The sequence below is a fragment of the Mycolicibacterium canariasense genome (assembly GCF_002101555.1).
Taxonomy (GTDB): Bacteria; Actinomycetota; Actinomycetes; order Mycobacteriales; family Mycobacteriaceae; genus Mycobacterium; species Mycobacterium canariasense.
The window spans coordinates 47,665-60,831 of sequence record NZ_LQOL01000047.1 but is presented as its reverse complement, the minus strand read 5'-3'; the positions used below and the strand labels follow the sequence as shown (position 1 = coordinate 60,831).

At 69.1% G+C, this 13,167-nt stretch carries 12 protein-coding genes; 8 read left to right on the top strand and 4 right to left on the bottom strand.

The annotated features are described in order from the left end of the window. The first annotated feature begins 10 nt into the window (after positions 1 to 10). From AWB94_RS12125 to AWB94_RS12105, 5 genes are all read left to right on the top strand, one after another. Complete coding sequence (locus AWB94_RS12125; RefSeq protein ID WP_062657605.1) at positions 11 to 787, top strand: LLM class F420-dependent oxidoreductase; 777 nt, start codon at positions 11 to 13, stop codon at positions 785 to 787. Position 788: 1 nt separating this feature from the next. After that, on the top strand, positions 789 to 1,451 hold the full coding sequence (locus AWB94_RS12120) for a GntR family transcriptional regulator (RefSeq protein WP_062657604.1): 663 nt from the start codon (positions 789 to 791) through the stop codon (positions 1,449 to 1,451). A gap of 139 nt (positions 1,452 to 1,590) precedes the next feature. Beyond that, positions 1,591 to 3,294, top strand: coding sequence for an ABC transporter substrate-binding protein/permease (locus tag AWB94_RS12115; protein ID WP_234811719.1), 1,704 nt, complete (start codon positions 1,591 to 1,593; stop codon positions 3,292 to 3,294). Beyond that, a complete protein-coding gene (locus AWB94_RS12110; protein WP_062657602.1) occupies positions 3,294 to 4,055 on the top strand; it encodes an amino acid ABC transporter ATP-binding protein in 762 nt (253 codons plus the stop codon). The genes AWB94_RS12115 and AWB94_RS12110 overlap by 1 nt, the downstream gene beginning before the upstream one ends. A 69-nt stretch (positions 4,056 to 4,124) precedes the next feature. Next, entirely contained in the window at positions 4,125 to 4,592 is a 468-nt protein-coding gene (locus AWB94_RS12105; RefSeq protein ID WP_062657601.1) for a MarR family winged helix-turn-helix transcriptional regulator, read from the top strand. Here the strand turns inward: AWB94_RS12105 and ggh are convergent. After that, the gene (ggh, locus tag AWB94_RS12100; protein ID WP_062657623.1) at positions 4,589 to 5,929 is read right to left on the bottom strand and encodes a glucosylglycerate hydrolase; all 1,341 of its coding nucleotides are present in this window, start codon (positions 5,927 to 5,929) and stop codon (positions 4,589 to 4,591) included. The two genes, AWB94_RS12105 and ggh, sit on opposite strands and share 4 nt — an antisense overlap. A 68-nt stretch (positions 5,930 to 5,997) precedes the next feature. Between ggh and AWB94_RS12095 the strand changes: the two genes are divergently transcribed. Next, positions 5,998 to 6,663, top strand: a complete 666-nt coding sequence (locus AWB94_RS12095; RefSeq protein WP_062657600.1) for an SDR family oxidoreductase — start codon at positions 5,998 to 6,000, stop codon at positions 6,661 to 6,663. 4 nt (positions 6,664 to 6,667) lie between these two features. On the opposite strand, the gene fdhA is transcribed toward AWB94_RS12095, so the two are convergent. Both fdhA and leuS read right to left on the bottom strand, forming a co-directional pair. After that, positions 6,668 to 7,882 carry a formaldehyde dehydrogenase, glutathione-independent gene (fdhA, locus tag AWB94_RS12090; protein ID WP_062657599.1) on the bottom strand — a complete coding sequence of 405 codons (1,215 nt, stop codon included), beginning with the start codon at positions 7,880 to 7,882 and terminating at the stop codon, positions 6,668 to 6,670. A gap of 184 nt (positions 7,883 to 8,066) precedes the next feature. Then, positions 8,067 to 10,919 carry a leucine--tRNA ligase gene (leuS, locus tag AWB94_RS12085; protein WP_062657622.1) on the bottom strand — a complete coding sequence of 951 codons (2,853 nt, stop codon included), beginning with the start codon at positions 10,917 to 10,919 and terminating at the stop codon, positions 8,067 to 8,069. A gap of 175 nt (positions 10,920 to 11,094) precedes the next feature. Between leuS and AWB94_RS12080 the strand changes: the two genes are divergently transcribed. Both AWB94_RS12080 and AWB94_RS12075 read left to right on the top strand, forming a co-directional pair. Next, positions 11,095 to 12,153 carry an LpqN/LpqT family lipoprotein gene (locus AWB94_RS12080; protein WP_062657598.1) on the top strand — a complete coding sequence of 353 codons (1,059 nt, stop codon included), beginning with the start codon at positions 11,095 to 11,097 and terminating at the stop codon, positions 12,151 to 12,153. A gap of 31 nt (positions 12,154 to 12,184) precedes the next feature. After that, entirely contained in the window at positions 12,185 to 12,550 is a 366-nt protein-coding gene (locus tag AWB94_RS12075) for a hypothetical protein (RefSeq protein ID WP_062657597.1), read from the top strand. Positions 12,551 to 12,559: 9 nt separating this feature from the next. On the opposite strand, the gene AWB94_RS12070 is transcribed toward AWB94_RS12075, so the two are convergent. Next, positions 12,560 to 13,165 carry a YqgE/AlgH family protein gene (locus AWB94_RS12070; RefSeq protein WP_062657596.1) on the bottom strand — a complete coding sequence of 202 codons (606 nt, stop codon included), beginning with the start codon at positions 13,163 to 13,165 and terminating at the stop codon, positions 12,560 to 12,562. Between the last annotated feature and the right edge of the window lie 2 nt (positions 13,166 to 13,167).

Here is a 13,167-nt window from a genome sequence, read left to right as displayed (position 1 = left end):
GGTTGAGGTCATGACTCGGATCGGTGTCCAGCTGCAGCCCCAGCACTCCCCCAACTACGGTCACATCCGCGACGCGGTGCGCCGCTGTGAGGACCTCGGTGTGGACATCGCCTTCAACTGGGATCACTTCTTCCCGTTGTACGGTGACCCGGACGGGGCGCACTACGAATGCTGGACCATGCTGGCCGCCTGGGCCGAGCAGACCTCGCGTATCGAGATCGGCGCGCTGGTCACCTGCAACTCCTACCGCAATCCCGAGCTGCTGGCCGACATGGCCCGCACCGTCGACAACATCTCCGACGGCCGGCTGATCCTGGGCATCGGGTCCGGCTGGAAGGAGAAGGACTACGACGAGTACGGCTACGAATTCGGCACGGCGGGAAGCAGACTCGATGACCTGGCCGCCGCCATGCCGCGTATCACGTCGCGGCTGGGCAAGCTCAACCCCCAGCCGGTGCGCGACATCCCGATCCTGATCGGCGGCCAGGGCGAACGCAAGACGCTCAAACTCGTCGCACAGTACGCGCACATCTGGCACGGTTTCACCACCGCGGAAAGCTATCCGGACAAGGCCGCGGTGCTGGACCGGCACTGCGCCGACGCCGGCCGCGACCCGGGCGCCATCGAACGGTCCGCCGGCGTGGACCGCAGCGGTAACGGGTTGATCGCCAACGCCGAAGCGCTGACCGCGCTGGGGGTTTCGCTGCTGACCGTCGGCGTCAACGGCCCGGACTACGACCTGTCGGACGCCGAAGAGCTGGTCCGGTGGCGCGACAGCCGGGGCTGACTTGCCCAAGCGGTATGGCGTCAACGAGCGCGAACAGGTCGTCGGGCACGTCGCACAGCTGATCCTGACCGGAAAGCTGCGGTCCGGAGATCGGCTGGACCGCAACGACCTTGCCGCGTCCCTCGGGGTGAGCCGGGTACCGGTCCAAGAAGCGGTGGCCCAGCTGGAACACGACGGCATCGTGACCACCCGCTACCACCGCGGCGCGTTCATCGCGCGCTTCGACGCACACGTGCTGCTGGAGCACTACCACCTGTTCGGGGTGCTCAACGGGCTGGTATCCGCGGGGGCGGCCGCCGAGGCCACCGCGGCGACCATCGCGCGGCTCAAGGACCTGACCGCGCAGTTGCGGCCGGAGAACTTCCACGACATCGCATGGGAGTATCGGCGGCTGCTGACCGAACAGCACGCCGGGCCCCGGTTGCAGGCCGCGATCGCCGCCTCGCAGACCTTCATCCCGCGCGCGTTCTGGGCCGACCATCTGCACGCCGGGCCCGCACTGCTGCAGCTCTACGAAAGCGAGACCAACGCCATCGCCGACGGTGACCCGGACGCCGCGCGCGCCGCGTGCCAGACGGGTGCGGCACTGATGGGCCGGGCGATGCTCGCCGAGCTGGTGCGGCGGGGGGTGCTCGCCCCGGTGCTCCCGTCCGGCCGCGACTGACCCGCGCCCCGACCTGCGGCCAAATGAACCCCGCGTGAGCCGAAGCGTTCGCCGTCGGCCATCGACCGGTTAGGTTTCCACGATGACGTCTGTACCGAACCGCATTCTCCGGGCGGTGGTCTGCGTCCTGGTGGCGTTGATGGCGGGTGGGCTGGCGCTGGCCGCCCCCGCGAACGCCGACCAGTGCGCCCCACCCGGCGTCGACAGTGCCAGCGCGCTGCCGACCAACCTGGCCGCGGCCGCAAAGGGCCCCGGCGCGGACAAATACACCACGGCTTCGGTAGAACCTCTGCAGAACATCGACGTGCAGGCGCTCGGGCTCGGCGTTCCCGGCGTGCTCACCGTCGGCACCCTGTCCGACGCGCCGCCCAGCATCTGCATCGACGCCAAGGGGCAGTTCACCGGATTCGACAACGAGCTGCTGCGCGCTGTCGCCGACCGGGTCGGGTTGAAGATCAACTTCGTCGGCACCGATTTCTCCGGGCTGCTGGCGCAGGTGGCGTCCCGGCGCTTCGACGTCGGCTCCTCGTCGATCACCACCACCGACGCCCGGCGCAAGACCGTCGGGTTCACCAATGGCTATGACTTCGGCTATTTCTCGCTGGTCGTGCCGACCGGATCACCCATCACCGGCTTCTCCCAGCTGGCGAAGGGGCAGCGCATCGGTGTCGTGCAGGGCACCGTGCAGGAGGCGTATGTCGTCGACACCCTGCACCTGGATCCGGTGAAGTTCCCGGACTACAACACCGTCTACGCCAGTCTGAAGACCCGCCAGATCGACGCCTGGGTGGCGCCGTCGCAACAGGCCGTCGGCACGGTGCAGGCCGGAGATCCGACGGTCATCGTCGAGAACACCTTCAGCCTGGACAACTTCGTGGCGTGGGCCGTCGCCAAGGAGAACAAGCCGCTGATCGACGCGCTCAACGCCGGCCTGGATGCGGTGATCGCCGACGGCACCTGGGCCAGGTTGTACTCCGACTGGGTGCCCCGGGCGCTGCCGCCGGGCTGGAAGCCGGGCTCGAAAGCCGCTCCCGTCCCGCAGCTTCCGGACTTCGCGGCGATCGCCGCCCAGCATGCCGGCGCCCCCGCCACCGGCGGGGCGGCACCCAAATCGACTCTGGCGCAACTCGGTGCGGCCTTCCTGGACTGGGATCTGTACCGGCAGGCCATCCCGGACCTGTTCAAGACCGGCCTGCCGAACACGCTGATCCTCACCGCCTGCGCCGCCGTCATCGGCGTCCTGCTCGGGTTGGTACTCGCCATGGCGGGTATCTCGCGCTCCCGGTGGCTGCGCTGGCCGGCGCGGGTGTACACCGATATCTTCCGCGGTCTGCCCGAGGTGGTCATCATCCTGGTGATCGGGCTGGGTGTCGGGCCCGTCGTCGGCGGGCTGACCGGAAACAACCCGTACCCGTTGGGGATTGCCGCGCTGGGTTTGATGTCGGCGGCCTACGTGGGCGAGATCTTCCGGTCCGGCATTCAGAGCGTGGAGGCCGGTCAGCTGGAGGCGTCGCGGGCGCTGGGGTTCAGCTACCGCTCGTCGATGCGGCTGGTGGTGGTGCCCCAGGGCGTGCGTCGGGTGCTCCCGGCGCTGGTGAATCAATTTATCTCACTGCTCAAGGCGTCCTCGCTGGTGTACTTCCTGGGGCTGGTGGCCAACCAGCGGGAGCTGTTCCAGGTGGGCCGTGACCTCAATGCCCAGACCGGAAACCTGTCCCCGTTGGTGGCGGCCGGATTGTTCTATCTGATGCTGACCATCCCACTGACCCACGTGGTGAACCTCATCGACGAGCGGTTGCGCACCGGACGCCAGCCGGCCCCGGTGCAAGAGGAGATGATCTGATGGCCGATCCAGGGGCGAGCGAAGCGACGGGGAAAATCGCGGTTTCCCTGGGCGCCAAGGACATCCACCTGTCGTTCGGACCCAACGCGGTGCTGCGCGGGGTGGACCTGCAGGTGCCCGCGGGCAGCACCGCCGTGGTGATCGGACCGTCCGGGTCGGGGAAGTCGACGCTGCTGCGCACCCTGAACCGGCTCTACGAACCGGACCGGGGCGACATCCTGCTCGACGGCCGGTCGGTGCTGGCCGACAATCCGGATGCGCTGCGGCAACGAATCGGCATGGTGTTCCAGCAGTTCAACCTGTTTCCGCACCGCACGGTGCTGGACAACGTCACGCTGGCACCGCGCAAGCTCAAGGGCATGTCCGCCGACGCCGCCCGCGAGCTGGGACTGGCTCAGCTGGATCGGGTTGGCCTGCGGCACAAGGCCGATGTGCGTCCGTCGACACTGTCCGGCGGCCAACAGCAGCGGGTGGCCATCGCCCGGGCGCTGGCGATGTCGCCGCAGGTGATGTTCTTCGACGAGGCCACCTCCGCACTGGACCCCGAATTGGTCAAGGGCATCCTGGAACTCATCGCCGAACTCGGCTCCGGCGGGATGACCATGGTGGTGGTCACCCATGAGATGGGCTTCGCCCGGTCCACCGCCGACGCGGTGGTGTTCATGGACCACGGCAAGGTGGTCGAATCCGGCCCGCCGGAGCAGATCTTCGAGGCCGCCGAAACCGACCGGTTACGCCGCTTCCTCTCGCAGGTGCTGTGAGGGCGTCGTGGTGAGGAAAATCGGCGCGGAACCGACCTGGCAGGCCCCGACAGGTTAGACTAGCGAATTATGGTCGAGACCGAACCGCAGGTCGCTGAGCTGGCCGGAGAGCTCCAGCGGGTGCTCTCCAAGCTGTTCTCCGTGCTGCGTCGCGGCGACACCAACAAGGGTCAGGCCGGCGACCTCACGCTGGCTCAATTGTCGATCCTGCTGACCCTGCTCGACTGCGGTCCCATCCGGATGACCGAGCTGGCCGCGCACGAGCGGGTCCGCACCCCGACCACCACCGTGGCGATCCGCCGGCTGGAGAAACTGGGCTTGGTCAAGCGGTCGCGTGATCCGTCGGACCTGCGCGCCGTGCTGGTCGAGGTGACCCCGCGCGGGCTGGTTCAGCACCGCGAGGCGCTGGAGGCCCGGCGGTCGTTCCTGGCCGAGCTGGTCGGCAAGCTCAGCGAGGACGATCAGCACACCCTGGCCGCCGCGTTGGGCTCCCTGGACCGGCTCGCCGACCAGGCCCCGGTCGAGAAGACCACCTAGCCCAGCCAGTCCAGCACGGCGGCCGCCGTCCAGGACTGCTGCATGCTGCCGAGCGGCTCGCCGGTGAACGGCTCGTAGTACTCGGCGAAGGTGCCGTCGCTGGCTTGGCGCAGACCTTCCCGGCGCAGCACCGACGACCGCTCGGCCCAGCCGCGCCGGGCGAAGCACCACGAGAACAGCCACGTCATCACCGGCCACACCGGACCCCGCCAGTACTCGCGCGGCCGGAAGTCCCGGGACACCGGCGAGGTGGACGGGATCAGCGCGTACTTCAGGTCCGGGTGACCGCAGAAGCGCGGCCCCTCAAGCAGTTTCAGCAGGGCGCGTTCCTTGTCGTGCGGCAGCCCGCCGCACAACAACGGGGCGAACTGCGCGACGGTCTCGGTGGCCACCCATTTCTCGGCCCGGACATCGAAATCCCTTGCCGCGCCGGTTCGTTCATCGGCGGTCTCGACCACGCCGGTGCGGAACCGGTCGGCCCACGAGTACAGCTCGCGGACGTCGGCGAGCGGGCGCTTGTAGTCCTCGCCGATCTCGGCCAGCACGGTGCAGGCCACCGAGAACACCGCCGAGACGAACACGTCCTCCACGGCGAAGCTCATCACCTTGGGTAGCAACTCGTCGTCGTAGCGGGCCGACTTCATCTCCTCCAGCAGCCACAGATAACGGTCGTACTCCAGGTCCGACGGGCGCTGGGTGGCGTCGGTGTTGATCTTGTTGTCCTCGCGCTGGTATTCCGGCACGTTGCCGGGAATCACGTTGGCATAGGCGCTGTCCCAGCGCGGCGAGTTGTCCATCCCGGATTCCCAGCCGTGGTACAGCGTGACCCGTCCGCGGCTCTGCTGGTCGCGGCACTCGGCCAGCCAGCGATGCCAGCGGACCAGATCGGCCCAACGCCGGTCCAGGAACGCCTCGGCCACCGCCCGGGTGCTGCGGCCCCTGGTCTTGGCATGGTCCAGGATCCGCTGCACGGCGATGGCGTGCACCGGCGGCTGGGTGATGCCCGAGGTGTGCCGTACCCGTGAGGCGTTGGCGGCCAGCGCCGAAGTGGCCCAGCGGGCGGGCCCGGGGAAGTACCCGTCGACCCCGTTGGCGAAGACGATGTGCGGAATCATGCCGTTGCGCCACTGCGCCGACAGGAGCGTGTCCAGTTCGACGACGGCCCGCTCGACGCTCAGCGGCGCCAGACCGATGGCGACGAACGCGGCATCCCAGCTCCACATGTGCGGGTACAGCAACGGGGCCGCGGTGGTCATCACGCCCAGGTCGTTACCGCGCAGCAGATAGGCGGCGCGGGCGGCCAGCTGCGTGGGCGCAAAGCTCGGATCGGGTGGCATCGCATCCATCATGCGACGCCGGGCGGCATCGTGCAGATTGGACCGGGCAGATCGCTACCCTCGACACTGTGCCGACCGCATTGATCACCGGTGCCGCCGGCGGTATCGGTTCCGCCATCGCCGCCGCGCTCGCCCCCACCCACACCCTGCTGCTGGCCGGCCGCCCGTCGGCACGCCTGGACGCGCTCGCCGAGCGCCTCGGCGCCCCCACCTGGCCGCTGGAGCTCACCGACCCGGAGTCGATCGAGTCCGCCACCGAGGTGCTGGCCGAACTCGACGTGCTGGTGCACAACGCCGGCGTGCTCTATCCGGGGCGGGTGGCCGAGTCCACCGCCGAGCAGTGGCGAGCGAGCTTCGAGGTGAACGTCACCGGCGCGGTGGCCCTGACACTGGCGTTGTTGCCGGCGCTGCGGGCCGCACGCGGGCACGTGGTGTTCATCAACTCCGGCGCCGGCCGCACCGTGTCGGCCGGGATGGCGTCCTACTCGGCGAGCAAATTCGCGTTGCGGGCGTTCGCCGATTCGCTGCGCGCCGACGAACCGTCGCTACGGGTGACGTCGGTGTTCCCGGGCCGTACCGACTCCGAGATGCAGCGCGACCTGGTCGCCTACGAGGAGAAGGACTATCAGCCGCACCGGTTCCTGCGACCGGAGACCGTCGCCGAACTCGTCGCACACGCGGTGGCCACCCCGCCGGACGGCCACGTGCACGAGATCGTGGTACGGCCCCGGTGACGGGTCAGGCCGGCACCATGCCGTGCGGGTCGAGCACGAACTTCTGGGCCACCCCCGAGTCGAACGCGGCGTACCCCTCCGGTGCCTTGTCCAGGCCGATGACGGTCGCGTTCACCGCATCCGCAATGTGGGCCTTGTCGTGCAGGATGCTCATCATCAGACCGCGGTTGTACTTCAGCACCGGGCACTGACCGGTGTAGAAGCTGTGGCTCTTGGCCCAGCCCAGGCCCAGGCGCACCTTGAGCGTGCCGTGCTTGGCGTCGTCGTCGGTGCCGCCCGGATCGCCCGTCACGTACAGGCCGGGGATGCCCAACGATCCGCCGGCGCGCGTGACGTTCATGATCGAATTCAACACGGCGGCGGGCTGCTCCCCGGCGCCGTGGCCGTGACCGCTGGCCTCGAATCCCACCGCGTCGACGGCGCAGTCCACCTCATCGGTGTTCAGGATGTCGGCGATCTGTTCTTCCAGCGTGGCATCGGCGCTGATGTCGACGGTCTCGCAGCCGAAGGATTCGGCCTGCTTGAGCCGGTCGGCATTGAGGTCGCCGACGATCACCACGGCGGCGCCGAGCAGGTGCGCCGAGTACGCCGCGGCCAGACCGACCGGGCCGGCGCCGGCGACGTACACCGTCGACCCCGTGGTGACGCCCGCGGTCTTGGCTCCGTGGTAGCCGGTGGGGAAAATGTCCGACAACATGGTGAGATCGCGGATCTTGGCCAGCGCGGCATCACGATCGGGGAACTTGAGCAGGTTGAAGTCGGCGAACGGCACCATGACGTAGTCGGCCTGCCCACCGAGCCAGCCACCCATGTCGACGTACCCGTAGGCCGACCCGGCCCGGGCAGGATTGACGTTCAGGCAGATGCCCGTCTGGCCCTCGCGGCAGTTGCGGCAGCGTCCGCAGGCGATGTTGAACGGCACCGAGCAGATGTCGCCGACGTCGAGAAATTGGACGTCGGAACCCTTTTCGACGATCTCACCGGTGATCTCGTGACCGAGCGTCTGGCCGACCGGCGCGGTGGTGCGCCCGCGCACCATGTGCTGGTCGGACCCGCAGATGTTGGTCGACACGCACTTGAGGATGACGCCGTGGTCCGCCTTGCGACTCATTCCCATCGCATCGGCGACCTCGGCGGGGACTTCGAGTTTGGGATAGGGCAACGTCTCGACGGCGACCTTGCCCGGGCCCTTGTAGACGACGATTCGGTTGTCAGACACCGCGCACTCCAGACTGGGACCGCGAATACCGTAAGTCGTTCTCTCAGACGGGATTTCCGCCGCAACAGCGCGGCCCTGGCATCCAGTATCCGCGCGTCGATATGCGCGAGGGCGAATGTCTGCACATCCGTGGCAGAAACTAACCGAACGGTGGGGATTGCTCCCCGCCGCCCGGCGGTCGCGCTCAGACGACCAGGTTGACCAGCCGTCCCGGCACCACGATGACCTTCTTCGGGATGGCGCCGTCCAGGAACGCCAACACCTTCTCGTCGGCCAGCGCCGCCTCCTCCAGCGCCGTCCTGTCGGCGTCGGCGGCGACGGTGATCTTGCCCCGCACCTTCCCGTTCACCTGGACCGGCAACTCGACGGTGTCGTCGACCAGATAGCGCTCGTCGGCGACCGGGAACGGCCCGTGCGCCAGCGAGGTGTCGTGGCCGAGCCGGCGCCACAGCTCCTCGGCCAGGTGCGGCGCCAGCGGGGCGACCATCAGCACCAGCGGCTCGATGGCCGCGCGGGCGGCCACCCCCTCCTTGGTGAGATGGTTGGTGTACTCGATGAGTTTGGCCGCGGCGGTGTTGTTGCGCAGTGCCGCATAGTCTTCCGCCACGCCGGCGATCGTCTTGTTCAGGATGCGCAGGGTGTCCTGCGACAATGCCTCGTGCTCGACGACCCGCTGCCCGCCGGTGGTCTCGTCGACGACGGTGCGCCACACCCGCTGCAGGAACCGGTGCGCGCCGACCACGTCCTTGGTGGCCCACGGCCGCGACGCCTCCAGCGGGCCCATCGACATCTCGTAGACACGCAGGGTGTCCGCCCCGTAGGCGTCGCAGATCTCGTCCGGCGACACCGAGTTCTTCAGGCTCTTGCCGATCTTGCCGAATTCCTGGTTGACCTCTTGATCGTGATAGTAGAACTTGCCTTCACGCTCAACCACTTCGGCGGCGGGCACATAGCTGCCGCGGGCATCGGTGTAGGCGAACGCCTGGATGTAGCCCTGGTTGACCAACCGCCGGTAGGGCTCCGCCGAGCTGACGTGGCCCAGGTCGTAGAGCACCTTGTGCCAGAACCGCGAGTACAGCAGGTGCAGCACCGCGTGCTCGACACCGCCGACGTACAGGTCGACGCCGCCCGGGTCGTCAGGCCCGTGGATCTCCGGCCGCGGACCCATCCAGTACGCCTCGTTCTCCTTGGCGCACAGTTCATCCGGATTCTGCGGGTCGGTGTAACGCAGCTCGTACCAGGAGCTGCCGGCCCACTGCGGCATCACGTTGGTGTCGCGGGTGTAGGTCTGCAGACCGTTCCCGAGGTCGAGTTCGACGTGCACCCAGTCGGTGGCCTTGCCCAACGGCGGCGACGGTTCGCTGTCGGCGTCGTCCGGGTCGAAGGACACCGGCGCATAGTCCGGGATATCCGGAAGGTCCACCGGCAGAGCCGATTCCGGTAGCGCGTGGGCGCGGCCGTCGGCGTCGTAGACGATCGGGAACGGCTCACCCCAGTAGCGCTGGCGGGCGAACAGCCAGTCGCGCAGCTTGTATTCCACCCGGGACCGGCCGCGGCCGTCGGCCTCCAGCCGGGCCACCACCGCCTCCTTGGCGGCGGGCACGGCCAGCCCGTCGAGGTAGCCGGAGTTGATGAGCTCACCGTCGCCGGAATACGCCTGCTCCGAAACATCGCCGCCGGCAATGACTTCCACGATCGGCAGACCGAACTCGGTGGCGAACTCCCAGTCCCGCTGGTCGTGACCGGGCACCGCCATGATCGCGCCGGTACCGTAGCCGGCCAGCACGTAGTCGGCGATGAAGACCGGAACCTGGGCGCCGTTGACCGGATTGGTGGCATACGCGCCGAGGAACACGCCGGTCTTGGTCTTGTTCTCCTGGCGTTCCAGATCCGACTTGGCCGCGATCGCCGCGCGGTAGGCCGCCACCGCCGCGGCCGGGGTGGCCGAGCCGTAGGTCCAGCGGTCGTCCACACCGTCCGGCCATTCGGGCGCGACCAGCGCGTCCACCAGGTCGTGCTCGGGCGCCAGCACCAGGTAGGTGGCGCCGAACAGGGTGTCCGGCCGGGTGGTGAACACCTCGACGTCACCTGCCGGCGTGCGGAATTCCACCGCCGCACCGGTGGACCGGCCGATCCAGTTGCGCTGCATGGTCTTGACCTTGTCCGGCCAGTCCAGCACGTCCAGGTCGTCGAGCAGCCGGTCGGAGTAGGCGGTGATGCGCATCATCCACTGCCGCAAGCGTTTCCGGAACACCGGGAAGTTTCCGCGGTCACTGCGGCCGTCGGCGGTGACCTCTTCGTTGGCCAGCACGGTGCCCAACCCGGGGCACCAGTTGACCATCGAGTCGGCCCGGTAGACCAGCCGGTAGCCGTCCACCACGTCGGCCCGCTCGGCGTCCGACAGGGCGGCCCAGTCCCGGCCGTCGGGTAGCGCCCGGGTGCCCGAGGCGAACTCGTCGACCAATTCGGCGATGGGGCGGGCCCGCTTGAGGTCCTGATCGAACCAGGCGTTGTAGATCTGCAGGAAGATCCACTGTGTCCACTTGTAGAAGTCGACATCGGTGGTGGCGAAGCTGCGCCGGGTGTCGTGGCCCAGGCCCAGGCGCCCCAGCTGACGCCGGAAGTTGACGATATTGGCCTCGGTGCGGGTACGCGGGTGGGTCCCGGTCTGCACCGCGTACTGCTCGGCGGGCAGGCCGAACGCGTCGAAGCCCAGCGCGTGCAGCACGTTGCGGCCCGTCATCCGGAAGTAGCGCGCGTACACGTCGGTGGCGATATAGCCCAGCGGATGCCCGACGTGCAGGCCCTCACCGGACGGATACGGGAACATGTCCTGGACGAACATCTTGTCCGCGGGCACCGAGCCGCCGTCGGGGGGCGCCAGCGAGCCGACGGGATTCGGCACGTTGAACGTGCCCAGGGCGTGCCACCGCTGTTGCCAGTCGGCCTCTATCGCACCGGCCAGTTCCGCGTTGTAGCGATGGCTCGGGGCGTCAACATCAGGGGCGGTCTCGTGGCCGGCCGGGGCGTCTGTCACGCCAAACAGGGTATAAGCGCCGCTGAGGGAGCCTTCGGCCACGGGTTGATAAAGGTTGCGTTGCAGAGCGGTCAGCACACGGTTGCAGCTCGATTCCGGCCCTGGTGACCACGCCGCGGGCATGGATACAGTCGGCGCCTGACTTGGGAACGAGCAGGGGAAGGACCGACGTCAGATGAGGGAGATGGCCGTCAAGCCGACCGCGCGGCACCGTTGGCGGATTGTGATCGCCGGCACTGCAGCCGGGCTGGCCGGTGTGGTCGGGCTGGCAGGCAACACCGCCGGCGCCGAACCGCTGGCACCGCAACCCGTGCTGCCCGCGCCGGCCACCGTCACCCAGACGGTCACCGTCGCCCCGAACGCCGGCCCACTGGCGCCTGCGCAGGCGGCGAGTGTCCCCGCCGCCGGGCTGGCCGGCAGCCCGGCCGCCCCGATCGCGCCCGCTGCCGCCGGCGCCATGATGGCCCCGGCCGGCACCGCCCCGGTCACCCAGGCGATCACCCAGCCGGTCGCCATCCCGCTCAACCCGGACAACTCGGGCACCATCAAGGACTACCTCACGTCCAAGGGCGTGACCCTGGAGCCGCAGTCGGCCCGCGATTTCAAGGCGCTGCACATCGTGCTGCCGATGCCGCCCGGCTGGTCGCAGGTGCCCGACCCGAACGTTCCGGACGCTTTCGCGGTGATCGCCGACCGGGTCGGCGGGGATGGTCTGTACACCTCGAACGCCCAGGTGGTGATCTACAAGCTGGTCGGCGATTTCGATCCGCGCGAAGCCATCCGGCACGGATTCGTCGACAGCCAGCAGCTGGCCGCCTGGCGTCCCACCGACGGCCGGATCTCCATCATCAACGACGTGCCCACCTCGTGGATCGAAGGCACGTACCGCGAGAACAACATGACGCTCAACACGTCGCGGCACAACCTGATCGCCACCGCCGGACCGGACCGCTACCTGGTGTCGCTCGCGGTGACGACCGGGGCGAGTGTCTCGGTCGCCTCCGGGGAGGCCACCGACGCGATCATCAACGGGTTCAAGGTGCTGCCGCCCGGTGCCGTACCCGCCGCGGCACCGGCCACACCCGCCGTTCCGGGGGCCGCCCCGGCCCCCGCCGCACCCGCGGTACCGGCCGCACCGGCGGCTCCCGCGACACCGGCGGCGGCGCTGGCCACCGGGCCGATGGGCCCGGGTGCCGGCACGGTGGCACCGGCGGCACTGGGCCTCCCCCGCTGACGCCTTCGCGGCGCCTCGTATCCTGGGGCGCATGCTCGTCGCCGCCGTGTTGTGTCTGTGCGCCGCGGCTGCCACGGCCGGTGTCGCCGGCTGGACGCTGACCCGCCCACACTCCGCCGACCCCGTCCGCCAGGTGCTGCGCGCCGTCGCGCCCACTCAGTTCGCGGCGGCAGCGATGCTCGCCGCCGGTGGTGTGGTGGCCCTGGCCAAGCCCGGCTCGATGGCGCTGCTGGTGCTCGTGGTGTGTGTGTTGGGTGCGATCGGCACCGTCGCCGCCGGCTGCTGGCAGAACGCCAAGCTGGTCGCCAGGGCCGAGGCCGCCCAGGAACTCACCAAGACGCAGGCCGGTTCGGGCTGCGCCGGCTCCTGCGCCTCCTGCACGCTGTCCTGCAGCTGACCGCCCTGCTCAGTTCCTGCTGAGGTCTATCGGGTGCGTGGCCAGCATCGACAGCGGTAGCGGCTGGCGCCGCAGCACCCGGGCCCACAGGTCGATCCGCGGTTCGACCAGGATGTCCGACGGCAGCGCCGACAGCACGATCCAGTCGTCGCGCGCGATCTCGCCCTCGAGCTGACCGAGGGTCCAGCCGGAGTACCCGGCGAAGATCCGCACCCCCTCCACCAGGGGGGCGATCGCCTCCGGATCGGCGTCCAGGTCGACCATCGCGACCCGGCCCTGCACGTGGCGCAGCCCGGGCACGTCGGTCGCACTCATCCCGACCCGCAGGGTCGCCAGGCACAGCGCGGAATCACGCTTGACCGGTCCGCCGATGAACATCGACTTGGGCTTCACCGCGAGCTTGGCCCACTGCGGGAGCACGTTGTACACCGCCGTTTCGCTGGGGCGGTTCAGCACCACTCCGAGCGTGCCGCCCTCGTTGTGCTCGACGATGTAGATGACGCTGCGCCGGAACGTCGGCTCGAGCAGATCCGTCTCGGCCAGCAGCAGGGTTCCGGCCCGCACTCGAGGTGCCGTCGGAGTCGTGTAATCCTCCGGATCCTCTGGGTGCGCCACGC